Raw genomic sequence first — 26869 nt, 5'->3', positions numbered from 1 at the left:
CGATCCATGCATATCCCTGACCCTCAATCAATCAAACACGTCCAACTGCCGAACCGCTGCAAAGACATCGTCATTTCCGCCTTCCGAATCCATCCCGATTAGCAAAAAAGCGTCCCTGTCATAAACGACAGAGACGCTTCGGCGCGGTTCCACTCTGTTTAGGCCCCCTCACCAAAACGGGAAGTAAATGGTCTCAACTTTGTCCTGTTAACGGAAGGCTGCCGCCCAAATCTACTCGTTAAACCTCTTTCGACCCGGGACTCCAAGGTGCACTTCAAAAAACGAGTAGCTTGAACCACTTTCAGCCGATGATGGTTCTCTCTAAAAAGCATCGTTTTTTTACTTTTCCTCTTCTACATTTTTTCTTATTCGTTTTTTCTTTTACTATATTATATTTTCGCTTAAATGTTAACTAATAATATTGCGAATCCGTGTCAGCACTTTTTCCTTACCCAATAACTCAATCGCTTTTGGCAAATCAGGTCCGTGCGTCTGCCCTGTCACTGCCGCCCGAATCGGCATAAACAGATTTTTCCCCTTCTGTCCGGTTGCTTTCTGTACAGCTTTCATCGCTGCCTTAATTTCATCTGCTTTAAAGGATGCAAGCTGCTCCAGCTCCTGAGCAAATGCAGAAAGTACTTCTGGCACCTGTTCACCAGCTACTATTTCCTTCGCTTCTTCCTCATATTCTGCTTCATCCTTAAAGAACATATCCGTTAATTCAACAATTTCGGCGCCGTAGCTCATTTTTTCCTGGAATAATTCAATGAGGCTTCGTGCCCAGGCGGCTTGCTCTTCATTCATTTTTTCCGGAAGTTTGCCCGCTTTAATCAAATGCGGAAGCGAAATTGCCACTACCTTGTCGAGATCCGCTTTTTTCACGTATTGATTGTTCATCCAGGTCAGCTTATTTTTATCAAATAGCGCAGGTGATTTTGACAAGCGAGCCGCATCAAAAATTCGAATAAATTCATCTTTCGAAAAAATTTCTTCCTCCCCCTGCGGTGACCAGCCAAGCAGTGCAATGAAATTAAAAAGCGCCTCTGGCAGATAGCCTAACTCTTCGTATTGTTCAATAAATTGGATGATCGACCCATCGCGTTTACTTAGCTTTTTCCGGCTTTCATTGACAATGAGGGTCATATGGCCGAACTTCGGCGGCTCCCAGCCCAATGCCTCATATACCATTAACTGCTTTGGCGTGTTGGAAATATGGTCATCCCCGCGCAGAACATGGCTGATGTTCATTAAATGGTCATCGATCGCAACCGCAAAGTTATAAGTTGGGGTTCCGTCTTTTTTAATCATCACCCAGTCCCCAAGGCCTTCAGATTCAAATGAGACAACGCCCTTTACCATATCATCAAACGTGTAGGTTTTGCCTTCAGGAACTTTCAGACGAATGCTTGGTTTTCTCCCTTGCGCTTCCAAGCGAGATCGTTCCTCTGCCGTCAGATGGCGGCATTTGCCTGAATAATGCGGCGTTTCGCACCGTTCCATTTGCTCTTCGCGCTCCGCCTCAAGTTCTTCCTCACTGCAGTAGCACTTATAAGCCTGTCCATTGCCGAGTAATTGCTGATAGTAGCTTTGATAGATTTCATTGCGTTCCGATTGACGATATGGCCCATATTCGCCGCCGACATCGACACTTTCATCCCAATCAATTCCAAGCCACTTTAAATATTTTAGCTGGCTTTGTTCTCCACCTTCCACATTTCGCTTTTGATCTGTATCTTCAATGCGGATAATGAATTTTCCGCCTTGGCTGCGTGCAAATAAATAATTAAACAGTGCGGTACGAGCATTGCCGATATGCAAAAATCCTGTTGGACTTGGTGCGTACCGTACGCGAACTTCATTTGACATTACCGGACCTCCTGAAACCATCTGATTTTTCTCTGATTCATTTTACCATTGTGATTCTGAACGATAAAGTGAAACTTCAATCAGCGGCGGTTTTCTTCCTCCCCCACTGATTGTTCGTCCCATTGACACTTCAACAGTGACTTACTGAACTTTCATTAGCAGTACAACGGCTTGCGAAGCAATTCCCTCTTCTCTTCCTGTAAAGCCCAATTTCTCAGTTGTTGTAGCTTTCACATTCACTTGCCCCGGCTGGGCCTCAAGCAGTTCAGCAATCCTTTTTTTCATCTGCTCGATATAGGGTGCCATCTTTGGTTTTTGCGCAATAATCGTACAATCTGCATTCACCAGCTCATACCCTTTTTGCTTTACAAGCGCCCAGACCGTTTCCAGGAGCTTGGCAGAATCCGCGTCTTTAAAAAGTGGATCTGTATCCGGAAAGTGTTTCCCGATATCCCCCTCACCGATTGCTCCAAGGCAGGCATCCGCAATCGTATGCAAAAGGACATCTGCATCGGAATGACCGAGCAGTCCTTTTTCATAGGGAATTGAAATCCCGCCGATTACAAGCGGCCGGCTCTCTACTAATTGATGTACGTCAAAGCCTTGTCCAATTCGGAACATGTTCAACAACCCCTTTTTTTAAATCGATTTTGCTTTTTTAAGATCGCTTCGGCAAAAAATAAGTCTTCCGGGGTCGTCAGTTTAATATTATCGTAATCCCCTTCAACGATTGAAACCGGCACAGCAATTCGCTCAACAAGACTGGCATCATCTGTCCCAACAAACCGATCCTTCTCAGCCTGCCCATATGCTTGTAATAAAATGGACATACGAAAAGCTTGTGGTGTTTGGACAACCCACAAGCTGGATCTTTCAACCGTTTCAACGACAACGGAATCCTTGACAATCTTCATCGTATCTTTTGCGGGAACTCCGATAATCGCAGCCCCCGTTTTTTCTGCCGCCTCTGTTAAACGATGGATAAATTCCTTTTTGATAAATGGCCTAGCACCGTCATGAACAAGGACGATTCCGTCTGTCTGCATCGTTTTAAGGGCATGATATATGCTATGCTGGCGCTCTTCGCCGCCGTGTACCAAGCGTTTTACTTTGGCAATTTTATATCGTTTAAGCAATGAAACAAACTCCTCTTCATCCTGGGGATGAATGGCAACAATCATTCCATCACATCGTTCGTCCTTTTCAAACACCATTAGGGTATGAATAAATACTGGCACCCCATTTAATTCGATCAGAAGCTTGTTTTTTCCCGCTCCCATCCTTTTTCCTTGGCCCGCAGCCGGAATAATGACCTGGTAAGCCATACTAAAACCCCATTCTGTTGATTCAGCGCAAGCTTAACTGGCCTATACTTGCGTGTTTCTTTTTTCTAAAGGAATAAAATTGAAAAAAGGCCATTATAATGCTTTTTCCAATAACTTTGGTTTGGCAAAAATCATCCGTCCTGCAGAAGTTTGCAGCACACTTGTGACAAGCACATCGATGCGTTTTCCAATGTATTCCCGGCCTTCTTCGACAACAATCATCGTCCCATCATCCAAATAGGCGACTCCTTGGTGATACTCTTTGCCGTCTTTAATGACTTGAACACTTAACTCTTCTCCAGGCAAAACAACAGGCTTCACCGCATTTGCCAAATCATTAATATTCAACACCATCACATTTTGCAGTTCACATACTTTGTTTAAGTTAAAATCATTGGTAACAAGAATACCATTTGTTAATTTTGCCAGTTTGACCAGCTTGCTGTCAACTTCCTGAATTTCTTCAAAATCGCCTTCATAAATCTCTACTTTGATTGCCAGTTCTTTTTGAATTCTGTTTAAAATATCAAGACCTCTTCGGCCGCGGTTTCGTTTTAACACATCGGAAGAATCGGCAATATGTTGCAGTTCCTCAAGGACAAAATGCGGAATGACAATCGTCCCTTCTAAAAAGCCCGTCTGGCAAATATCAGCAATACGCCCATCAATAATTACGCTTGTGTCTAAAATTTTGAATGAACTTCCGGCTATTATCTTTTCACTTTCCTCTTCACCCGTTTTCTTTTTACCAATTCGGTTTGTAAACAGGCTCAACAATTCATCCCGTTTTTTAAATCCAACTTGAAAACCTAAATAGCCAAACAATAGTGTCAGCAAAATTGGTGCAACGGTATTTAAAATTGGCAGCTTGATGGCATTGAGCGCAAATCCGATGAGAAAAGCAACCAGTAGCCCGAAAATCAACCCGACACTGCCAAACAGCACGTCTGCAACAGGAACTTTCACAAGTGAATCCTCTGCCCATTTTATAAAATCAATGACATAATCCACTGCCCAAAAAGTTATAAGATAAAAAATAATAGCACCAAGAATAACCGTAACATACGAGTTATTGATCGCCGGAATGTTACCCATGTTTACTAATGATAATAGCTGCGGAATTAACAAAATACCAAGTGTTCCCCCAGTGATCAGGAAACACACTTGAACAATACGTTTTAACATTCCTTCACCTCCTTTTACTCATTATAAACATAATCCCTGATTTGAAACCTTTTATCACACATATTTTTTCCAATTGAAACAAAAATGTAAACAACACCCAAACTAAATCCTTTTCTTCTCTTAGGGTAGCATCGGAAAAATCGACTGTCAAATATAAGCAAAATCATCTATTCTAGCATACTTCCAAAGCGATAATCAACGACCTTTTTCCATCCCCCAATCAGAAATGGCTTCTTTAACCTTTCAGTGATTTATTCGCCAAATGCTGCCCTTAACGCTTCGCGAACAGATGAAACCCCAATCAGTTCAATCCCTGCCGGAGCTTGCCATCCACTTAGATTATTTCTAGGTAAAATGACTCGTTCAAACCCTAGCTTTGCAGCCTCTTGAACCCGCTGCTCAACTCGCGATACCCTTCTGATTTCACCCGTTAATCCCACTTCTCCAATAAAGCAGTCCGTTGGCTTCGTCGGCTTATCCCGGAAGCTGGAAGCAATGCTGACAGCAATCGCTAAATCAATTGCCGGCTCATCTAATTTTACTCCTCCAGCAACCTTCAAATAGGCATCTTGATTTTGCAGAAGCATTCCCACCCTTTTTTCTAAAACAGCCATCAATAAAGGGACCCTGTTATGATCAATGCCCGTTGCCATTCGCCTTGGATTTCCAAAACTTGTCGGTGAAATCAATGCCTGGATTTCCACTAATACGGGACGTGTTCCCTCCATTGAAGCAACAACAGTGGACCCTGCCGCTCCGCGTGACCTTTCTTCAAGGAAAATCTCTGAAGGGTTCTCGACCTCTTCCAGCCCAAATTCTTTCATTTCAAAGATGCCCATTTCATTGGTCGAACCGAAACGGTTTTTGACAGCCCGCAAGATTCTGTACGTATGATGCCTTTCCCCTTCGAAATAAAGAACGGTATCGACCATATGTTCCAGCAATCTCGGTCCGGCGATCGAACCCTCTTTTGTCACATGCCCGACGATAAAGATGGCAATCCCTTTCGTTTTACCGATTCTCATTAACTCGGCCGTACATTCTCGGACTTGGGAAACGCTACCCGGTGCAGAAGTGACTTCCGGATGATAAATCGTTTGAATCGAATCTATGATGACAAATCCCGGGCTTTCATTTTCAATCGTTCGATTGATCTGTTCCAGATTCGTTTCAGCATAGACAAAGAGCGTATCTGCCGAAATAGCCAATCGGTCGGCACGCAATTTCGTTTGTCTTAAGGATTCTTCTCCCGATATGTACAAAACTTTATTGCCCTTTCTTGCCAACTGTGAAGAAACTTGCAACAGCAGCGTTGATTTCCCAATCCCCGGGTCACCGCCAATTAACACAAGGGATCCCTTTACGACGCCGCCGCCCAAAACACGGTTCAATTCTTTTAAGTCTGTCAGGACTCTCGGCTCACTCACTGTTTCGATCGAAGTAATGGGGGCAGGTTTTGACAAAGCAGCTGTTCCCCCCTGCGAATGGGCAAACGCTCCACGACGGTTGGATCCTGTCACTTCGACTTCTTCCACCATTTTGTTCCACTCTCCACAGCCAGGGCATTTTCCCATCCATTTGGGTGATTCATAGCCGCATGCCTGACACATGAACTTCGTTTTTCTTTTTACCATCAACTTTCTTCCTTCCATTAAAAATACAAAGAGGTACACGATGAACAATATTTACGTGTACCTCTTATCAGTTTCCCTTTAATAATGGTTAAAGTGTAAACCTTTATTTGACAAGACTTGTTTGTGTCCGGACAACAAACTCATCATCAGCTACATCAATTACCGTATGCTGCCCTATTTTTAATGTTCCTCTTAAAAGCTCTTCTGAAAGGCGGTCTTCAATGTGCTTTTGAATCGCACGGCGAAGCGGACGTGCTCCATATTCCGGATCATAGCCTTCTTTTGAAATTTTATCTTTCGCTGCATCTGTTAATTCAATCGAAATATCCATTTCTTTTAGACGTTTAATTAGCTGATCAGATAGCAGCGTAACAATTTCCTGTAAATGTTTTTTCTCTAGCGCATGGAAAACAATGATTTCATCAATCCGGTTTAAGAATTCAGGGCGGAATGCTTTTTTCAGCTCTTCCATCACCTTGCTCTTCATATCTTTATAATCCTGCTCGCCGTCTTGAATATTAAATCCAACGTACTTGTTCCGTTTAAGAGCCTCTGCGCCCACATTGGAAGTCATAATCAAAACGGTATTGCGGAAATCAACGGTTCTGCCTTTTGAATCTGTTAAGCGGCCATCTTCCAATACTTGCAATAGAATATTGAAGACATCTGGATGCGCTTTTTCTATTTCATCAAGCAGAATAACGGAGTAAGGCTTTCTGCGAACTTTTTCCGTTAATTGTCCGCCTTCTTCATAGCCGACATATCCCGGAGGTGAACCGACTAGCCGTGATGTTGAATGTTTTTCCATATACTCCGACATATCAATGCGAATCATCGCATCCTCGTCGCCAAACATTGCCTCGGCAAGGGCACGGGCAAGTTCTGTTTTACCAACACCAGTCGGACCAAGGAAGACAAATGAGCCAATTGGCCGCTTTGGATCCTTTAATCCTGCCCTCGCACGGCGAACAGCCTTCGACACTGCTTTGACAGCCTCTTCTTGACCAATCACGCGCGAATGTAAAATCTCTTCCAAGTTTAACAGCTTTTCTGTTTCTGTTTGTGCCAGTTTGGAGACCGGGATTCCCGTCCAGCTGGAAACGACGTTTGCAATATCTTCAACTGTAACTTCACTATTTTCTTGTCCTTGTTTTTCTTTCCAGTTCTTTTTCGTTTCTTCGAGCTGTTCACGCAACCGCTGTTCCGAATCTCTCAATGAAGCTGCTTTTTCAAATTCCTGGCTTTGCACTGCTGCATCCTTCTCTTTTCGGACTTCTTCCAACTTTGCTTCCAATTCCTTTAGATTCGGCGGCGTTGTGTAGGAACGAAGCCGCACTTTTGAACCGGCTTCATCAATTAAGTCGATTGCTTTGTCCGGTAAAAAGCGGTCGGAAATATAGCGGTCGGACAGTTTAACCGCTGCTTCAATCGCATCATCTTTAATGGACACGCGATGGTGAGCCTCATAACGATCCCGCAAACCTTGTAAAATTTGAATCGATTCTTCAAGGGTCGGTTCATCAACACGGATTGGCTGAAAACGCCGTTCCAGTGCAGCATCTTTTTCAATGTATTTCCGATATTCATCAAGCGTCGTTGCTCCGATGCATTGCAGCTCGCCTCGGGCTAAAGAAGGCTTTAGAATATTGGAGGCATCAATTGCACCTTCAGCACCGCCGGCACCAATTAACGTATGAAGCTCATCAATAAACAAAATAATATTGCCTGCTTGACGGATTTCGTCCATTACTTTCTTTAAGCGATCCTCAAATTCACCTCGATACTTTGTGCCTGCAACCACGGTTCCCATATCAAGGGTCATAACGCGCTTGTCACGCAGAATCTCTGGGACTTCATTATTCACGATTTGCTGGGCAAGCCCTTCAGCAATCGCCGTTTTTCCAACGCCCGGTTCGCCGATTAAGACGGGGTTGTTTTTCGTCCGGCGGCTGAGCACCTCAATGACCCGCTGAATTTCTTTTGCACGGCCGATGACTGGATCCAAGCTGCCTTCACGGGCAATTGCGGTAAGATCGCGGGCAAGGCTGTCTAATGTTGGGGTATTCGCATTTGCCGATGCACCGCCTTGGTGTCCTCCAGTTTCGTTGCTTCCTAATAACTGCAGGACTTGCTGACGTGCTTTATTCAGGCTTACTCCAAGATTGTTTAGAACCCTTGCAGCCACACCTTCGCCTTCCCGGATTAATCCGAGTAAAATATGCTCTGTTCCGACATATGAATGTCCTAGCTTGCGTGCTTCATCCATTGAAAGCTCAATCACTTTTTTAGCCCTTGGTGTATAATGAATCGTTTGTGAAGTATCTTGGCCTTTCCCAATTAAATTTTCTACTTCTTTTTGAATTTTTTCTGCTCCAAGGCCAAGACCATAAAGAGCTTTTGCAGCAATTCCTTCACCTTCCCTTACTAGTCCAAGCAAAATATGCTCCGTGCCAATATTGTTATGTCCTAGACGAATTGCTTCTTCCTGTGCCAACGCCAACACCTTTTGGGCTCTTTCAGTAAAACGGCCGAACATCATATTGATTTCCTCCTTACTTTTTATCTTGTTCCATCATTAACCTTTCCCGAATAAGGGCGGCTCTTCGAATATCCCGTTCATGCGGTCTTAACGGCCCGCCGGCATACAGCTGAAGAAAACCCGGTTGAGTTAAGATCATTAATTCATTTAAAATAGTTTTGGAAACATTCTTGATGTATCCCATATCAATCCCAAGTCGAACGTCTGATAAACACCTTGCTGCTTCTTTCGTTTCAATGATGCGGCTGTTCGTCAAAATCCCATAAGATCGATACACCCTGTCTTCTAATTGTATGTCCGAAGTTTTTCGTAATGCGTCACGCGCAGACCTTTCTTGAGAAATCAATTGGCTAACAACACTTTGTAAATCTTCAACAATATCCTGTTCCGATTTTCCCAATGTTATTTGGTTTGATATTTGGAATATATTCCCTAACGCTTCACTGCCTTCACCATATATTCCTCTTACCACTAATCCTAGCTGATTAATCGCCGGTATGATCCGATTCAGCTGCTGGGTTAAAATTAACCCTGGCAAGTGCATCATAACGGATGCCCTTAGCCCAGTTCCTACATTTGTCGGACAACTGGTCAAATATCCACGCTCTTCATCAAACGCATAATGTAGGCGCCCTTCAAGCCAGTCATCCATATCATTGGCTGTCTGTAAAGCTTCAGAAAGCTGCAGACCCGGAAATAAACATTGGATTCGAAGGTGGTCTTCCTCGTTGATCATTATACTTACTTCTTCATTTTCTGTTACCAGGCAGGCTCCATATGGTGAATCTTCTGCCAATTGAGGGCTAATGAGGTGTTTTTCAACCAACACCCTTTTTTGCAGTGGCTGCATTTCATCTATTTTCAGTAATTCCATTGATCCATATTTCTTAAAACCTGCTTCTTTATGAATCTCTTCCATTTTTTCAATGACAGCTTTTGCTTCTTCATGAGAAAAAATGGTTGGAAATTTAAATTCTTCAAAATTCCGAGCCAAACGAATGCGCGAACTTAAAACAATATCTGAATCAGGCCCTTCTTCACTCATCCATGAACTAATTGCTTGACTGATAAATCGTTCGAGTGACATTTATTCTTCCCCCCCTGCCGCTTCTTTCTCAAGGGAACGAATTTCGTCTCTAATTTCAGCTGCTTTTTCAAATTCTTCGTTGGTGATTTTTTCCTTCAACAAACCTTTAAGCTCTTCAATTTTTTTGCGCAAGTGAATCCCCCCACCTGCCCGCTTTGGAATTTTCCCGTGATGTGCCCAATTCCCGCCATGAAGCCTTCTTAATACAGGCTTGAGCTGTTCTTTAAAAGTCTCGTAGCAATGGGAACACCCGAAGCGGCCTGCATTAACAAATTGCGGATAGGTCATGGAACACTTTTCACATTGCAGTACTTCCTCTTGGTGAAAAGCATTTTGATTGGGGTGTTGGAAGGCGGGCTCCATATTCAAAATGCCTGCTAGTAAATTGTTAAATGAAAAACCTGAACCTCCGTGCAGCATAAACATTTCACCTTTTTCTTGGGCACATTTCTCACAAAGGTGAACTTCCGTTTTTTCTCCATTTACGATTTTCGTAAAATGAAGCGTTGCCGGGTTTTGATTGCACTCCTGACAGATCATTTTTCCCCCTCCAGCTCGCTTGGCATTAAATCAGAATTAGTAACGATATATTTTGTATGCGCAATTCAACTGTACTTCAAATTTTGTTCAAAAGTCTTGTCAATCGCCGAGTTTTCTTTAACATTATCATTTGCATTGATTAAGTTCGTTACAATATAGCAGATTTCCTGCTTTCTGCCATTGATGTTTCCCTCAATAACATTGATTATAATGGGGCTGGCATTTAACCTCGGCTAACCCTGCAAACAATCCAAGTTTGTGATTACTGTAAATTCGGATCATATTATAAACAGATTTTCTCAGCTGTCTTTTCTGCCTACCTGCTGCTGCTGTTTATTTAAATTTTAATGTTGTCAACATCGCTTTAAGCATCCGTGCCCTCAGTTCATCCCGATATGGCAATTCGATGTAAAGAACAGATCTGTCGATAACACTAAGCATAATTTTCGCTTCTCTTGTTGTAATAATTTCCTCTTGCACAAGCCGATAAATAACATCTTCGGCACTTGCCTGGCTAATCCTGTTATCAAAAAGTGACAATAAATGGTCAATTAGTTGGGCAGCATCATGAGATTGAACTTTCATGATTCGAATATAGCCTCCGCCGCCGCGTTTGCTTTCGACGATATATCCCCGTTCAATAGTAAATCGAGTATTAATGACATAGTTTATTTGAGATGGTACACACTGAAATTTATCCGCAATCTCACTTCTCTTAATTTCGACTAAATCCTCTTCACTCATTTCTAAGACATGTTTTAAATAATTTTCAATGATATCGGAGATGTTTCTCATCTACGCACCCCCTATCTGACTTTGCGTATTGTCAAAAGTTATATATTAAAAAGTTAATAAATCCTTGATTTAGTGGGCTTTAAAATGCAAAAAACTTGCCACCCCCTAAAATCTAAGGATAATTGAGGTTACCCCACACACAACATCCCAGATTGGAAGTGACAAGTTTGTACCCTCAATTATTAACTTATTTAATGGAATTTATCAAGCATCAAGATCAGGTAATTCGAACATTACTTACACTTCTCGTTGGAAAGGGTATGTTTGAAAAACCTGAAGAAACGCCTGTTAATAAACCTTATCGAAAACTTCAAGTCGATGAACTTCCTATCATCGAAACCTTTGAAAAACTTGATTATCAAAAACTCCTCACCGATTATCTTGAGAAAAACGGTAAACCCTTAAAACCGGTTCAAAGACGTTCAAATACAAAAGCAATTGTACCTAAGTCAATGAACTGTCCAGCGTGTGGTGCTCCATCGGATTATCTTTATGCCAATAATGGAGGCAAAGGACAGTATCAATGTAAGGTATGTTCCTGCCTTTTTAACAATAAGAGTCGTTATTTGAAAGAGGCTATTCTTAAGTGCCCTCATTGTTCAAAAACCCTTGAAAAAGTTAAGGAGCGACAAGATTTTGACGTGTTCAAGTGCAAAAATAACGATTGTCCCTATTACCAAAAGAAACTAAACGGCATGTCTTCCAAAGAAAAGAAACGGTTTAAAAAGGATCCGCAGGCATTTAAATTACGATACATTTTTCGCCGGTTTCACCTTGATTTTAAGCCTCTTTCCAAGGAATCACCTGAACTTCCAGTAGTGGATTTGTCAAAGATTTACGCATCTCCACATACATTGGGGTTGATTCTAACTTACCATGTCAACTATGGCCTTTCAGCTCGTAAAACAGCTGCCATTATGCAGGATGTCCATGGTGTATCCATTTCACATCAAACGATTTTGAACTACGAAAACAGCGTCGCTCTTTTGCTTAAGCCATATATTGATCATTACCCTTACGAGCTTTCCGATCAATTTTGTGGCGATGAAACCTATATTCGAGTGAATGGTCACTGGCATTACTTATTTTTCTTTTTCGATGCGGTGAAGAAAATCATCCTTTCTTATCCGGTCTCACCGAATCGAGATACGGTTTCCGCTATTCGTGCAATGGATGATGTCTTATTGAAGATGAAAGAGATTCCAAAAGATTTAACCTTTGTGGTAGACGGAAATCCGATCTATCTGCTAGCCCAACATTTCTTCGCACAGCACGGCATTTCCTTTGATGTGAAGCAAGTGATTGGGCTGACAAACGACGATCCTGTTTCGACGGAATACAGACCTCTTAAGCAAATTATCGAGAGACTTAACCGCACTTTTAAGGGCAACTATCGTTCCACTCATGGCTTTGGGTCGGAACATGGTTCAGTTTCTTTTGTCACGTTGTTTGTGGCGTACTTTAATTTCCTTCGTCCACATGCAAGTTTAGAGGGCAAAGTCCCGGTAGTGAATCCAGAACTATCAGGGCTTCCTACAATGCCCGCGCGATGGACAAAGTTAATGGAATTAGCTCAACGCTGGATTATCCAGCAGCGGTCTACCTAACTTTTTGTTTAGCAGAGCCCTTGAATAAAACTAGCATCCGGCGAAGCGAACTCTTGACAAACCGAACTAGCCAATGGTTTAAAATGGAAAAACCAAGGGCTATTTAGCATGCCTTCTTTTTGTCCCCGTCGCCCTTGGTAAAGTAAACGCAAACCATTGGCGTGTTTGTCAAGAGCGGTTGCGGGGGCATACCCGCCCAGTAAATGGAAGAAATATTAAATCGCTAGGTAGTTTTCATAGAACTTTTGACACTACCTGACTTTGACTATATTTGACATTAATTATACATGAAAAACCAATGCCGGTGCAACGGTCTAATACTAAGATATTTTCTCCAACTATTTGAAGTGCAAAACCTGTTCCTTGCTAAAAAAATGGATCTTATGATTGGTGAGGATTTGAGCAAGAGTTGGACAGATGGACAAACAAGAAAAACCGGGCAAAAACCGCCCGGTCCTTTTTAGTTTGGCGGATAAACGAGGTCTGTTGATTTCCGCTCCAGGCACTCGCTTTCCGGGGGGCGTGCGGGGGAACCAGTAGTACCATTTCACCCTGAAAAATAGGGGAATTGGCCATTAGGGAAGCTAGTTATGACCGTTTTGACCCAAAAAACAGGAGAATTGGGCATTAGGGAAGCTAGTAGTGACCGTTTTGACCCAAAAAACAGGAGAATTGGGCATTAAGGAAGCTAGTTATGACCGTTTTGACCCAAAAAACAGGGGAATCGGGCATTAAGGAAGCTAGTTATGACCGCTTTGACCCAAAAAACAGGAGAATTGGGCATTAGGGAAGCCTCTAGTGACCATTTATCTTGATAAATATGAGAATTGGACTCCTTCATTTTTATTGGTATCTTTATGGCGATAAACGTCTCTATAAACCATTTTTTACCTTTTAATAGTCAAGAGATAAGTTAAGATATAAATTCTGATATTACAAAAAAGACAATCCTTTAAGGATTGTCTTTTTCTTTGCCTGGCAACGTCCTACTCTCACAGGAACTTGCGTTCCAACTACCATCGGCGCTGAGAAGCTTAACTTCCGTGTTCGGTATGGGAACGGGTGTGACCTTCTCGCCATTGCCGCCAAGCTATTTTGTTGAGGTTCATTCCCTCAAAACTAGGTAATCAAGAAGAAGTAAAAGAAGAACGAGTTCGCGCATTCAACTACATTGGTTAAGTCCTCGATCGATTAGTATCAGTCAGCTCCACACGTCACCGCGCTTCCACCTCTGACCTATCAACCTGATCGTCTTTCAGGGATCTTACTAGCTTGACGCTATGGGAAATCTCATCTTGAGGGGGGCTTCATGCTTAGATGCTTTCAGCACTTATCCCGTCCGCACATAGCTACCCAGCGATGCCTTTGGCAAGACAACTGGTACACCAGCGGTGCGTCCATCCCGGTCCTCTCGTACTAAGGACAGCTCCTCTCAAATTTCCTGCGCCCACGACGGATAGGGACCGAACTGTCTCACGACGTTCTGAACCCAGCTCGCGTACCGCTTTAATGGGCGAACAGCCCAACCCTTGGGACCGACTACAGCCCCAGGATGCGATGAGCCGACATCGAGGTGCCAAACCTCCCCGTCGATGTGGACTCTTGGGGGAGATAAGCCTGTTATCCCCGGGGTAGCTTTTATCCGTTGAGCGATGGCCCTTCCATGCGGAACCACCGGATCACTAAGCCCGACTTTCGTCCCTGCTCGACTTGTAGGTCTCGCAGTCAAGCTCCCTTGTGCCTTTACACTCTACGAATGATTTCCAACCATTCTGAGGGAACCTTTGGGCGCCTCCGTTACTCTTTAGGAGGCGACCGCCCCAGTCAAACTGCCCACCTGACACTGTCTCCCACCCAGAATTTGTGGGTGCGGGTTAGAATTTCAATACAGCCAGGGTAGTATCCCACCGACGCCTCCACCGAAGCTGGCGCTCCGGTTTCTACGGCTCCTACCTATCCTGTACAAGCTGTACCGAAATTCAATATCAGGCTACAGTAAAGCTCCACGGGGTCTTTCCGTCCTGTCGCGGGTAACCTGCATCTTCACAGGTACTATAATTTCACCGAGTCTCTCGTTGAGACAGTGCCCAGATCGTTACGCCTTTCGTGCGGGTCGGAACTTACCCGACAAGGAATTTCGCTACCTTAGGACCGTTATAGTTACGGCCGCCGTTTACTGGGGCTTCAATTCAGAGCTTCGCTTTGTGAGCTAACCCCTCCTCTTAACCTTCCAGCACCGGGCAGGCGTCAGCCCCTATACTTCGCCTTGCGGCTTCGCAGAGACCTGTGTTTTTGCTAAACAGTCGCCTGGGCCTATTCACTGCGGCTCTTCGGGGCGTGAACCCCAAAGAGCACCCCTTCTCCCGAAGTTACGGGGTCATTTTGCCGAGTTCCTTAACGAGAGTTCTCTCGCTCACCTTAGGATTCTCTCCTCGCCTACCTGTGTCGGTTTGCGGTACGGGCACCTTTTATCTCGCTAGAGGCTTTTCTTGGCAGTGTGGAATCAGGAACTTCGGTACTCGATTTCCCTCGGCATCACAGCTCAGCCTAATGTCAGCGGGATTTGCCTCACTGACAGCCTAACTGCTTACACGCACATATCCAGCAGTGCGCTTACCCTATCCTCCTGCGTCCCCCCACTCGCTCAAACGATAAAGAGGTGGTACAGGAATATCAACCTGTTGTCCATCGCCTACGCCTTTCGGCCTCGGCTTAGGTCCCGACTAACCCTGAGCGGACGAGCCTTCCTCAGGAAACCTTAGGCATTCGGTGGATGAGATTCTCACTCATCTTTCGCTACTCATACCGGCATTCTCACTTCTAAGCGCTCCACCGGTCCTTCCGGTCCAGCTTCAACGCCCTTAGAACGCTCTCCTACCGCGGACACCATCGGTGTCCACCCACAGCTTCGGTGATACGTTTAGCCCCGGTACATTTTCGGCGCAGAGTCACTCGACCAGTGAGCTATTACGCACTCTTTAAATGGTGGCTGCTTCTAAGCCAACATCCTGGTTGTCTAAGCAACTCCACATCCTTTTCCACTTAACGTATACTTTGGGACCTTAGCTGGTGGTCTGGGCTGTTTCCCTTTTGACTACGGATCTTATCACTCGCAGTCTGACTCCCACGGATAAGTCTTTGGCATTCGGAGTTTGTCTGAATTCGGTAACCCGATGAGGGCCCCTAGTCCAAACAGTGCTCTACCTCCAAGACTCTTGCACGTGAGGCTAGCCCTAAAGCTATTTCGGAGAGAACCAGCTATCTCCAAGTTCGATTGGAATTTCTCCGCTACCCACACCTCATCCGCGCACTTTTCAACGTGCGTCGGTTCGGGCCTCCAGTAGGTGTTACCCTACCTTCACCCTGGACATGGGTAGATCACCTGGTTTCGGGTCTACGACCACATACTCTTACGCCCTGATTAAGACTCGCTTTCGCTGCGGCTCCGTCTCTTCGACTTAACCTTGCATGTAATCGTAACTCGCCGGTTCATTCTACAAAAGGCACGCCATTACGCAAAAACGCGCTTTGACTACTTGTAGGCACACGGTTTCAGGAACTGTTTCACTCCCCTTCCGGGGTGCTTTTCACCTTTCCCTCACGGTACTGGTTCACTATCGGTCACTAGGGAGTATTTAGCCTTGGGAGATGGTCCGTCCCAGCTTCCGACCGGATTTCACGTGTCCGGCCGTACTCAGGATCCACTCAGGAGGGAACGAAGTTTCAACTACAGGGCTTTTACCTTCTACGGCAGACCTTTCCAGATCGCTTCATTTACCCCGTTCCTTTGTAACTCCATATTGAGTGTCCTACAACCCCGAAAGGCAAGCCTTTCGGTTTGGGCTGTTCCCGTTTCGCTCGCCGCTACTTGGGGAATCGCGTTTGCTTTCTCTTCCTCCGGGTACTTAGATGTTTCAGTTCCCCGGGTCTGCCTTCATTACCCTATGGATTCAGGTAAAGATACTGTTCCATTACGAACAGTGGGTTCCCCCATTCGGAAATCTCCGGATCAAAGCTTACTTACAGCTCCCCGAAGCATATCGGTGTTAGTCCCGTCCTTCATCGGCTCCTAGTGCCAAGGCATCCACCGTGCGCCCTTTCTAACTTAACCTGCGGCTCATATCAGCTATGCTTCTATTTCGCCTTGAAAAAGGTTGAAAATCTAAAATGGCGATCACTCGGTTCTTGCTTGGTACTTCTTCTATACGATTATCTAGTTTTCAAAGAACGAATATAAATAAGAGAGAATTGTTCTCTCAAAACTAAACGAACAATATACGTCAATAATCATCCAACTCATTGATGTCCGAAAGGACATTTTCCTTAGAAAGGAGGTGATCCAGCCGCACCTTCCGATACGGCTACCTTGTTACGACTTCACCCCAATCATCTGTCCCACCTTAGGCGGCTGGCTCCTTACGGTTACCCCACCGACTTCGGGTGTTACAAACTCTCGTGGTGTGACGGGCGGTGTGTACAAGGCCCGGGAACGTATTCACCGCGGCATGCTGATCCGCGATTACTAGCGATTCCGGCTTCATGCAGGCGAGTTGCAGCCTGCAATCCGAACTGAGAATGGTTTTATGGGATTGGCTAAACCTCGCGGTCTTGCTGCCCTTTGTACCATCCATTGTAGCACGTGTGTAGCCCAGGTCATAAGGGGCATGATGATTTGACCTCATCCCCACCTTCCTCCGGTTTGTCACCGGCAGTCACCTTAGAGTGCCCAACTGAATGCTGGCAACTAAGATCAAGGGTTGCGCTCGTTGCGGGACTTAACCCAACATCTCACGACACGAGCTGACGACAACCATGCACCACCTGTCACTCTGTCCCCCGAAGGGGAAAGTCCTATCTCTAGGAGTGTCAGAGGATGTCAAGACCTGGTAAGGTTCTTCGCGTTGCTTCGAATTAAACCACATGCTCCACCGCTTGTGCGGGCCCCCGTCAATTCCTTTGAGTTTCAGCCTTGCGGCCGTACTCCCCAGGCGGAGTGCTTAATGCGTTAGCTGCAGCACTAAAGGGCGGAAACCCTCTAACACTTAGCACTCATCGTTTACGGCGTGGACTACCAGGGTATCTAATCCTGTTTGCTCCCCACGCTTTCGCGCCTCAGCGTCAGTTACAGACCAGAAAGCCGCCTTCGCCACTGGTGTTCCTCCACATCTCTACGCATTTCACCGCTACACGTGGAATTCCGCTTTCCTCTTCTGCACTCAAGTCCCCCAGTTTCCAATGACCCTCCACGGTTGAGCCGTGGGCTTTCACATCAGACTTAAAGAACCGCCTGCGCGCGCTTTACGCCCAATAATTCCGGACAACGCTTGCCACCTACGTATTACCGCGGCTGCTGGCACGTAGTTAGCCGTGGCTTTCTGGTTAGGTACCGTCAAGGTACCGGCAGTTACTCCGATACTTGTTCTTCCCTAACAACAGAGTTTTACGACCCGAAGGCCTTCATCACTCACGCGGCGTTGCTCCGTCAGACTTTCGTCCATTGCGGAAGATTCCCTACTGCTGCCTCCCGTAGGAGTCTGGGCCGTGTCTCAGTCCCAGTGTGGCCGATCACCCTCTCAGGTCGGCTACGCATCGTTGCCTTGGTGAGCCGTTACCTCACCAACTAGCTAATGCGCCGCGGGTCCATCTGTAAGTGACAGCCAAAGCCGTCTTTCAGCTTTCCTTCATGCGAAGGAAAGAATTACCCGGTATTAGCACCGGTTTCCCGGTGTTATCCCAGTCTTACAGGCAGGTTGCCCACGTGTTACTCACCCGTCCGCCGCTAATCATCAGGAGCAAGCTCCTAATGATTCGCTCGACTTGCATGTATTAGGCACGCCGCCAGCGTTCGTCCTGAGCCAGGATCAAACTCTCCGAAGAACAGGATGCTCTAGTGTCGACGTTCGCAACAGGACGTTGCGGCTTTTAGTCGACCGAAGAACAGAAACGTTTGATATAGCTCATTTAAAATTAACGTTGGCTGATGCTGCTTCAAAAAGCAAAACATCATGATTATTTGTTGACGTAATTGTTTGTTTAGTTTTCAAAGAACAATCATTGCCGAGGAGTAACTTTTTAATAATATCAACTTTAAAATATAAAGTCAATATCTTTTTTTAAAATTTAAATGGTGGAGGATAGCGGGATCGAACCGCTGACCTCCTGCGTGCAAAGCAGGCGCTCTCCCAGCTGAGCTAATCCCCCAAAATGACCTTACTGGTCGGGAAGACAGGATTCGAACCTGCGACCCCTTGGTCCCAAACCAAGTGCTCTACCAAGCTGAGCTACTTCCCGATATAAGCGCGCCCGAAAGGAGTCGAACCCATAACCTTCTGATCCGTAGTCAGACGCTCTATCCAATTGAGCTACGGGCGCATTTTAGTAATGGTGCCGAGGACCGGAATCGAACCGGTACGGTAGTCACCTACCGCAGGATTTTAAGTCCTGTGCGTCTGCCAGTTCCGCCACCCCGGCAATAATGGAGCGGAAGACGGGATTCGAACCCGCGACCCCCACCTTGGCAAGGTGGTGTTCTACCACTGAACTACTTCCGCATTATCAAACTGGTGCGGGTGAAGGGAGTCGAACCCCCACGCCTTGCGGCGCCAGATCCTAAGTCTGGTGCGTCTGCCAATTCCGCCACACCCGCATGTTCATTAAAAGTGGTGAGCCATGAAGGACTCGAACCTTCGACCCTCTGATTAAAAGTCAGATGCTCTACCGACTGAGCTAATGGCTCGTACACGTGGTGCCGGCCAGAGGACTTGAACCCCCAACCTACTGATTACAAGTCAGTTGCTCTACCAATTGAGCTAGACCGGCATAAACAAATATAGTATATGGTGGAGGATGACGGGATCGAACCGCCGACCCTCTGCTTGTAAGGCAGATGCTCTCCCAGCTGAGCTAATCCTCCATACAATCGCCTGGCAACGTCCTACTCTCACAGGAACTTGCGTTCCAACTACCATCGGCGCTGAGAAGCTTAACTTCCGTGTTCGGTATGGGAACGGGTGTGACCTTCTCGCCATTGCCGCCAAGCTATTTTGTTGAGGTTCATTCCCTCAAAACTAGGTAATCAAGAAGAAGTAAACGAAGAACAAGTTCGCGCATTCAACTACATTGGTTAAGTCCTCGATCGATTAGTATCAGTCAGCTCCACACGTCACCGCGCTTCCACCTCTGACCTATCAACCTGATCGTCTTTCAGGGATCTTACTAGCTTGACGCTATGGGAAATCTCATCTTGAGGGGGGCTTCATGCTTAGATGCTTTCAGCACTTATCCCGTCCGCACATAGCTACCCAGCGATGCCTTTGGCAAGACAACTGGTACACCAGCGGTGCGTCCATCCCGGTCCTCTCGTACTAAGGACAGCTCCTCTCAAATTTCCTGCGCCCACGACGGATAGGGACCGAACTGTCTCACGACGTTCTGAACCCAGCTCGCGTACCGCTTTAATGGGCGAACAGCCCAACCCTTGGGACCGACTACAGCCCCAGGATGCGATGAGCCGACATCGAGGTGCCAAACCTCCCCGTCGATGTGGACTCTTGGGGGAGATAAGCCTGTTATCCCCGGGGTAGCTTTTATCCGTTGAGCGATGGCCCTTCCATGCGGAACCACCGGATCACTAAGCCCGACTTTCGTCCCTGCTCGACTTGTAGGTCTCGCAGTCAAGCTCCCTTGTGCCTTTACACTCTACGAATGATTTCCAACCATTCTGAGGGAACCTTTGGGCGCCTCCGTTACTCTTTAGGAGGCGACCGCCCCAGTCAAACTGCCCACCTGACACTGTCTCCCACCCAGAATTTGTGGGTGCGGGTTAGAATTTCAATACAGCCAGGGTAGTATCCCACCGACGCCTCCACCGAAGCTGGCGCTCCGGTTTCTACGGCTCCTACCTATCCTGTACAAGCTGTACCGAAATTCAATATCAGGCTACAGTAAAGCTCCACGGGGTCTTTCCGTCCTGTCGCGGGTAACCTGCATCTTCACAGGTACTATAATTTCACCGAGTCTCTCGTTGAGACAGTGCCCAGATCGTTACGCCTTTCGTGCGGGTCGGAACTTACCCGACAAGGAATTTCGCTACCTTAGGACCGTTATAGTTACGGCCGCCGTTTACTGGGGCTTCAATTCAGAGCTTCGCTTTGTGAGCTAACCCCTCCTCTTAACCTTCCAGCACCGGGCAGGCGTCAGCCCCTATACTTCGCCTTGCGGCTTCGCAGAGACCTGTGTTTTTGCTAAACAGTCGCCTAGGCCTATTCACTGCGGCTCTTCGGGGCGTAAACCCCAAAGAGCACCCCTTCTCCCGAAGTTACGGGGTCATTTTGCCGAGTTCCTTAACGAGAGTTCTCTCGCTCACCTTAGGATTCTCTCCTCGCCTACCTGTGTCGGTTTGCGGTACGGGCACCTTTTATCTCGCTAGAGGCTTTTCTTGGCAGTGTGGAATCAGGAACTTCGGTACTCGATTTCCCTCGGCATCACAGCTCAGCCTAATGTCAGCGGGATTTGCCTCACTGACAGCCTAACTGCTTACACGCACATATCCAGCAGTGCGCTTACCCTATCCTCCTGCGTCCCCCCACTCGCTCAAACGATAAAGAGGTGGTACAGGAATATCAACCTGTTGTCCATCGCCTACGCCTTTCGGCCTCGGCTTAGGTCCCGACTAACCCTGAGCGGACGAGCCTTCCTCAGGAAACCTTAGGCATTCGGTGGATGAGATTCTCACTCATCTTTCGCTACTCATACCGGCATTCTCACTTCTAAGCGCTCCACCGGTCCTTCCGGTCCAGCTTCAACGCCCTTAGAACGCTCTCCTACCGCGGACACCATCGGTGTCCACCCACAGCTTCGGTGATACGTTTAGCCCCGGTACATTTTCGGCGCAGAGTCACTCGACCAGTGAGCTATTACGCACTCTTTAAATGGTGGCTGCTTCTAAGCCAACATCCTGGTTGTCTAAGCAACTCCACATCCTTTTCCACTTAACGTATACTTTGGGACCTTAGCTGGTGGTCTGGGCTGTTTCCCTTTTGACTACGGATCTTATCACTCGCAGTCTGACTCCCACGGATAAGTCTTTGGCATTCGGAGTTTGTCTGAATTCGGTAACCCGATGAGGGCCCCTAGTCCAAACAGTGCTCTACCTCCAAGACTCTTGCACGTGAGGCTAGCCCTAAAGCTATTTCGGAGAGAACCAGCTATCTCCAAGTTCGATTGGAATTTCTCCGCTACCCACACCTCATCCGCGCACTTTTCAACGTGCGTCGGTTCGGGCCTCCAGTAGGTGTTACCCTACCTTCACCCTGGACATGGGTAGATCACCTGGTTTCGGGTCTACGACCACATACTCTTACGCCCTGATTAAGACTCGCTTTCGCTGCGGCTCCGTCTCTTCGACTTAACCTTGCATGTAATCGTAACTCGCCGGTTCATTCTACAAAAGGCACGCCATTACGCAAAAACGCGCTTTGACTACTTGTAGGCACACGGTTTCAGGAACTGTTTCACTCCCCTTCCGGGGTGCTTTTCACCTTTCCCTCACGGTACTGGTTCACTATCGGTCACTAGGGAGTATTTAGCCTTGGGAGATGGTCCCTCCCAGCTTCCGACCGGATTTCACGTGTCCGGCCGTACTCAGGATCCACTCAGGAGGGAACGAAGTTTCAACTACAGGGCTTTTACCTTCTACGGCAGACCTTTCCAGATCGCTTCATTTACCCCGTTCCTTTGTAACTCCATATTGAGTGTCCTACAACCCCGAAAGGCAAGCCTTTCGGTTTGGGCTGTTCCCGTTTCGCTCGCCGCTACTTGGGGAATCGCGTTTGCTTTCTCTTCCTCCGGGTACTTAGATGTTTCAGTTCCCCGGGTCTGCCTTCATTACCCTATGGATTCAGGTAAAGATACTGTTCCATTACGAACAGTGGGTTCCCCCATTCGGAAATCTCCGGATCAAAGCTTACTTACAGCTCCCCGAAGCATATCGGTGTTAGTCCCGTCCTTCATCGGCTCCTAGTGCCAAGGCATCCACCGTGCGCCCTTTCTAACTTAACCTGCGGCTCATATCAGCTATGCTTCTATTTCGCCTTGAAAAAGGTTGAAAATCTAAAATGGCGATCACTCGGTTCTTGCTTGGTACTTCTTCTATACGATTATCTAGTTTTCAAAGAACGAATATAAATAAGAGAGAATTGTTCTCTCAAAACTAAACGAACAATATACGTCAATAATCATCCAACTCATTGATGTCCGAAAGGACATTTTCCTTAGAAAGGAGGTGATCCAGCCGCACCTTCCGATACGGCTACCTTGTTACGACTTCACCCCAATCATCTGTCCCACCTTAGGCGGCTGGCTCCTTACGGTTACCCCACCGACTTCGGGTGTTACAAACTCTCGTGGTGTGACGGGCGGTGTGTACAAGGCCCGGGAACGTATTCACCGCGGCATGCTGATCCGCGATTACTAGCGATTCCGGCTTCATGCAGGCGAGTTGCAGCCTGCAATCCGAACTGAGAATGGTTTTATGGGATTGGCTAAACCTCGCGGTCTTGCTGCCCTTTGTACCATCCATTGTAGCACGTGTGTAGCCCAGGTCATAAGGGGCATGATGATTTGACCTCATCCCCACCTTCCTCCGGTTTGTCACCGGCAGTCACCTTAGAGTGCCCAACTGAATGCTGGCAACTAAGATCAAGGGTTGCGCTCGTTGCGGGACTTAACCCAACATCTCACGACACGAGCTGACGACAACCATGCACCACCTGTCACTCTGTCCCCCGAAGGGGAAAGTCCTATCTCTAGGAGTGTCAGAGGATGTCAAGACCTGGTAAGGTTCTTCGCGTTGCTTCGAATTAAACCACATGCTCCACCGCTTGTGCGGGCCCCCGTCAATTCCTTTGAGTTTCAGCCTTGCGGCCGTACTCCCCAGGCGGAGTGCTTAATGCGTTAGCTGCAGCACTAAAGGGCGGAAACCCTCTAACACTTAGCACTCATCGTTTACGGCGTGGACTACCAGGGTATCTAATCCTGTTTGCTCCCCACGCTTTCGCGCCTCAGCGTCAGTTACAGACCAGAAAGCCGCCTTCGCCACTGGTGTTCCTCCACATCTCTACGCATTTCACCGCTACACGTGGAATTCCGCTTTCCTCTTCTGCACTCAAGTCCCCCAGTTTCCAATGACCCTCCACGGTTGAGCCGTGGGCTTTCACATCAGACTTAAAGAACCGCCTGCGCGCGCTTTACGCCCAATAATTCCGGACAACGCTTGCCACCTACGTATTACCGCGGCTGCTGGCACGTAGTTAGCCGTGGCTTTCTGGTTAGGTACCGTCAAGGTACCGGCAGTTACTCCGATACTTGTTCTTCCCTAACAACAGAGTTTTACGACCCGAAGGCCTTCCTCACTCACGCGGCGTTGCTCCGTCAGACTTTCGTCCATTGCGGAAGATTCCCTACTGCTGCCTCCCGTAGGAGTCTGGGCCGTGTCTCAGTCCCAGTGTGGCCGATCACCCTCTCAGGTCGGCTACGCATCGTTGCCTTGGTGAGCCGTTACCTCACCAACTAGCTAATGCGCCGCGGGCCCATCTGTAAGTGACAGCAAAAGCCGTCTTTCAGCTTTCCTTCATGCGAAGGAAAGAATTACCCGGTATTAGCACCGGTTTCCCGGTGTTATCCCAGTCTTACAGGCAGGTTGCCCACGTGTTACTCACCCGTCCGCCGCTAATCATCAGGAGCAAGCTCCTAATGATTCGCTCGACTTGCATGTATTAGGCACGCCGCCAGCGTTCGTCCTGAGCCAGGATCAAACTCTCCAAAGAACAGGATGTTCTAGTGTCGACGTTCGCAACAGGACGTTGCGGCTTTTAGTCGACCGAAGAATCGGTTTGATATAGCTCACTTGCGCAAGGATGCGCTGACGTCGATGTTGCCACAGGATGTGGCGTTCTTAGTCGACGATCCTTACTTGATTAACGTTGGCTGATGCTGCTTCAAAAAGCAAAACATCATGATTATTTGTTGACGTAATTGTTTGTTTAGTTTTCAAAGAACAATCATTTCAATGAACCCGCCGCTCAGAAGCGACTTTATTAATATACCATTTTCAATTGCTCACGTCAACAGTTTTTTTATTTTCTTTTTTAAATAGATCACTGTTTCGCAGCAACATTTAATAATATACCATCAATTTAGCCATTAAGCAACTATTTTTTTAGCTTTTTCGACAAAATTCATGTCATTTGCTAGAAATTTCTTCACTTACACTATCAAAGGCAAAATCATCTTTAGAACGTAGCTTTTAATAAGGAAAAAAGCGCCACAGCAGCAGCACTTTTCTCTTTTGTCATCAAAGTTTTATCCTACATTAACGGGTAGTAAGACCCACACCTCAAGGCTAGGAAAAATCGCAGAAGTATAGGGGGGTAACTGCCCGTAAAAGCCCGATTGGTTCAACTAGCAATCAGCGGGAGATGGAGAACCCCCCACTGATTGAAGTTTCACTTTATCGTTGACGCATCAACGGGAACAAGAGTACATCCCGAATGGAAGGCGAATTTGTTAGTAGCATCACAAGACGGTCAATCCCTATTCCTAATCCTCCGGTTGGCGGCATACCGTACTCAAGCGCTTCAACAAAATCCTCATCCATCAAATGGGCTTCATCATTGCCCTGCTCGCGCTCCTTTAATTGCGCTTCAAAGCGTTGTCTTTGATCAATCGGGTCATTCAATTCGGTAAAAGCATTCGCATGTTCACGAGCAACAATAAAGAGCTCGAAACGGTCTGTGAAGCGTGGATCCTGTTCGTTTTTCTTTGCCAGCGGGGAAATTTCGACCGGATGGCCGTATATAAATGTCGGCTGAATCAGTTTTTCTTCTACCTTTTGCTCGAAGAATTCATTCACAATATGACCATAGAGCATATGCTCTGTAATTTCAACACCGTGTTCCTTCGCTAGCTCGCGCGCTTCTTCCACACTCATTTCCTTCCAGAAGTCAACTCCCGTATATTCTTGAATGGCATCAACCATATGAAGTCTCTTCCACTCCGGTTTGAGGTCAACTTCATACTCGCCATATTTAATGGTCGTTGTCCCTAATACTTCTTGAGCAATGTGGGCAATTAAGTTTTCGGTTAAGCTCATAATATCGCGAAAGTCTGCGTAAGCTTCATATAGCTCGATCATCGTAAACTCGGGATTGTGTCGGGTGGAAACCCCCTCATTCCGGAAAACCCGGCCGATTTCATATACCTTCTCCAGGCCCCCGACAATCAAACGTTTTAAATGAAGCTCAATTGCAATCCTCATATATAATGGAATATCAAGTGCATTATGATGGGTTATAAATGGACGAGCAGCTGCACCTCCGGCAATGGCGTGCATCATTGGTGTTTCCACTTCTAAATAACCGTGATCATCAAGATAGCGGCGCATCTCCTGTATGATCCTGCTCCGAGTGATAAAAGTCGAACGGCTTTCCTCACTCATAATCAAATCCAAATAACGCTGACGATATCGCTGCTCTACATCTTTTAATCCATGGAACTTATCCGGAAGCGGGCGCAGCGCCTTAGTTAGGAAAACAAAATCTATAACCTTGATTGAAAGTTCGCCAACCTTTGTTTTAAACAAGGTGCCTGTAACACCGATAATATCTCCCAAGTCGGCTGAATCGAAAGATTTATATTGGTCCTCACCAACTGCATCCTGTCTAACATAGACTTGGATTTGTCCTGTTAAATCTTGAATATGAGCAAAACCGGCTTTTCCTTTGCCGCGTTTTGTCATAATCCGCCCTGCTAAAGTAACAGAAATATGTTTCGTTTCAAGTTCTTCCTTTTCAAGATCACTGTATTGCTCAATTAACTCTTTTGAATAATGGGTGCGTTCAAACCGTTTACCAAAAGGGTCAAGGCCATTCTCGCGCAATGCCGCCATTTTCTCACGCCTGACCCTCAATTGGTCATTTAATTCTTCCTGACTCATGTTATCAACTCCATTTAGTAGTGTTTATATGTAAAACAGCACAGTAATACGAAAAATATGCATACTTTATTATTTTACACAATCTTGATCAATCAGACAGCAGAAAAATAAAATTCCCATTTAAATAGAAAGAAAACTCGCCGATTGGCGAGCCTTTGGCAGTTCATGAGGCATCCTTGCCCGTCGCCACGCTCAGAACGGCACGTCCTGTGCCTTCGCCTGACTAGGGCATCCTTGCCCGTCGTGCGTTTATGGATATACATTCTGGTTAGCTAATAAAAACTGCCAGTAGTCACTG

Annotated in this window: 12 protein-coding genes, 9 tRNA genes, 6 rRNA genes and 1 other annotated feature; of the genes, 1 reads left to right on the top strand and 26 read right to left on the bottom strand. The window is 46.5% G+C overall.

What is annotated here, in order from left to right; genetic code table 11:
- Positions 1-27 precede the first annotated feature (27 nt).
- The 10 genes from ACQYAD_RS14045 to ACQYAD_RS14000 form a co-directional block, all read right to left on the bottom strand.
- Positions 28-153 carry a hypothetical protein gene (locus ACQYAD_RS14045; protein WP_430239121.1) on the bottom strand — a complete coding sequence of 42 codons (126 nt, stop codon included), beginning with the start codon at positions 151-153 and terminating at the stop codon, positions 28-30.
- Positions 127-365 (bottom strand) — a binding site (T-box leader). It overlaps the preceding gene by 27 nt.
- A 43-nt stretch (positions 366-408) precedes the next feature.
- Positions 409-1866: a glutamate--tRNA ligase gene (gene gltX / locus ACQYAD_RS14040; RefSeq protein WP_430239118.1), complete on the bottom strand. Its 1458-nt coding sequence runs from the start codon at positions 1864-1866 to the stop codon at positions 409-411.
- 141 nt (positions 1867-2007) lie between these two features.
- Positions 2008-2487: a 2-C-methyl-D-erythritol 2,4-cyclodiphosphate synthase gene (gene ispF, locus ACQYAD_RS14035; protein ID WP_430239116.1), complete on the bottom strand. Its 480-nt coding sequence runs from the start codon at positions 2485-2487 to the stop codon at positions 2008-2010.
- A 2-nt stretch (positions 2488-2489) separates the two neighbouring features.
- Positions 2490-3191, bottom strand: a complete 702-nt coding sequence (gene ispD, locus ACQYAD_RS14030; RefSeq protein ID WP_430239113.1) for a 2-C-methyl-D-erythritol 4-phosphate cytidylyltransferase — start codon at positions 3189-3191, stop codon at positions 2490-2492.
- A gap of 93 nt (positions 3192-3284) precedes the next feature.
- Positions 3285-4376: a PIN/TRAM domain-containing protein gene (locus ACQYAD_RS14025; protein WP_430239110.1), complete on the bottom strand. Its 1092-nt coding sequence runs from the start codon at positions 4374-4376 to the stop codon at positions 3285-3287.
- Between the two features lie 251 nt (positions 4377-4627).
- Positions 4628-6010, bottom strand: a complete 1383-nt coding sequence (radA, locus tag ACQYAD_RS14020; protein ID WP_430239108.1) for a DNA repair protein RadA — start codon at positions 6008-6010, stop codon at positions 4628-4630.
- A gap of 103 nt (positions 6011-6113) precedes the next feature.
- Entirely contained in the window at positions 6114-8549 is a 2436-nt protein-coding gene (clpC, locus tag ACQYAD_RS14015; RefSeq protein ID WP_430239105.1) for an ATP-dependent protease ATP-binding subunit ClpC, read from the bottom strand.
- 13 nt (positions 8550-8562) lie between these two features.
- The gene (locus ACQYAD_RS14010) at positions 8563-9636 is read right to left on the bottom strand and encodes a protein arginine kinase (RefSeq protein ID WP_430239102.1); all 1074 of its coding nucleotides are present in this window, start codon (positions 9634-9636) and stop codon (positions 8563-8565) included.
- On the bottom strand, positions 9637-10176 hold the full coding sequence (locus tag ACQYAD_RS14005; RefSeq protein ID WP_430239100.1) for a UvrB/UvrC motif-containing protein: 540 nt from the start codon (positions 10174-10176) through the stop codon (positions 9637-9639).
- A gap of 333 nt (positions 10177-10509) precedes the next feature.
- On the bottom strand, positions 10510-10971 hold the full coding sequence (locus ACQYAD_RS14000) for a CtsR family transcriptional regulator (protein ID WP_430239099.1): 462 nt from the start codon (positions 10969-10971) through the stop codon (positions 10510-10512).
- Positions 10972-11138: 167 nt separating this feature from the next.
- Between ACQYAD_RS14000 and ACQYAD_RS13995 the strand changes: the two genes are divergently transcribed.
- Positions 11139-12578, top strand: coding sequence for an IS6 family transposase (locus tag ACQYAD_RS13995; protein ID WP_430234386.1), 1440 nt, complete (start codon positions 11139-11141; stop codon positions 12576-12578).
- Between the two features lie 973 nt (positions 12579-13551).
- Here ACQYAD_RS13995 and rrf (ACQYAD_RS13990) read toward each other — a convergent pair.
- From rrf (ACQYAD_RS13990) to lysS, 16 genes are all read right to left on the bottom strand, one after another.
- Positions 13552-13668, bottom strand: a 5S ribosomal RNA gene (rrf, locus tag ACQYAD_RS13990).
- 81 nt (positions 13669-13749) lie between these two features.
- Positions 13750-16689 (bottom strand): 23S ribosomal RNA (locus ACQYAD_RS13985).
- A 216-nt stretch (positions 16690-16905) separates the two neighbouring features.
- Positions 16906-18455 (bottom strand): 16S ribosomal RNA (locus tag ACQYAD_RS13980).
- Between the two features lie 248 nt (positions 18456-18703).
- Positions 18704-18779, bottom strand: a tRNA-Ala gene (locus tag ACQYAD_RS13975).
- Between the two features lie 13 nt (positions 18780-18792).
- Positions 18793-18869 (bottom strand) — tRNA-Pro (locus tag ACQYAD_RS13970).
- A gap of 7 nt (positions 18870-18876) precedes the next feature.
- Positions 18877-18950, bottom strand: a tRNA-Arg gene (locus ACQYAD_RS13965).
- A 10-nt stretch (positions 18951-18960) separates the two neighbouring features.
- A tRNA-Leu gene (locus tag ACQYAD_RS13960) sits at positions 18961-19049 on the bottom strand.
- Between the two features lie 5 nt (positions 19050-19054).
- Positions 19055-19129 (bottom strand) — tRNA-Gly (locus ACQYAD_RS13955).
- Between the two features lie 10 nt (positions 19130-19139).
- A tRNA-Leu gene (locus ACQYAD_RS13950) sits at positions 19140-19224 on the bottom strand.
- 14 nt (positions 19225-19238) lie between these two features.
- A tRNA-Lys gene (locus tag ACQYAD_RS13945) sits at positions 19239-19314 on the bottom strand.
- A 7-nt stretch (positions 19315-19321) separates the two neighbouring features.
- Positions 19322-19397 (bottom strand) — tRNA-Thr (locus ACQYAD_RS13940).
- Positions 19398-19415: 18 nt separating this feature from the next.
- Positions 19416-19491 (bottom strand) — tRNA-Val (locus ACQYAD_RS13935).
- 8 nt (positions 19492-19499) lie between these two features.
- Positions 19500-19616: ribosomal RNA gene (gene rrf, locus ACQYAD_RS13930) — 5S ribosomal RNA — on the bottom strand.
- Between the two features lie 81 nt (positions 19617-19697).
- Positions 19698-22637: ribosomal RNA gene (locus ACQYAD_RS13925) — 23S ribosomal RNA — on the bottom strand.
- Positions 22638-22853: 216 nt separating this feature from the next.
- A 16S ribosomal RNA gene (locus tag ACQYAD_RS13920) occupies positions 22854-24403 on the bottom strand.
- The 16S, 23S and 5S rRNA genes sit together here with 9 tRNA genes alongside, the layout of an rRNA operon.
- Before the next feature lie 683 nt (positions 24404-25086).
- Positions 25087-26571: a lysine--tRNA ligase gene (gene lysS, locus ACQYAD_RS13915; RefSeq protein ID WP_430239097.1), complete on the bottom strand. Its 1485-nt coding sequence runs from the start codon at positions 26569-26571 to the stop codon at positions 25087-25089.
- Between the last annotated feature and the right edge of the window lie 298 nt (positions 26572-26869).

It is taken from the genome of Neobacillus sp. SM06, from assembly GCF_050496765.1.
Lineage (GTDB): Bacteria > Bacillota > Bacilli > Bacillales > Cytobacillaceae > JAEVLT01.
The sequence above is the reverse complement of the archived record's forward strand: the minus strand, read 5'-3'. Positions and strand labels throughout refer to the sequence as shown.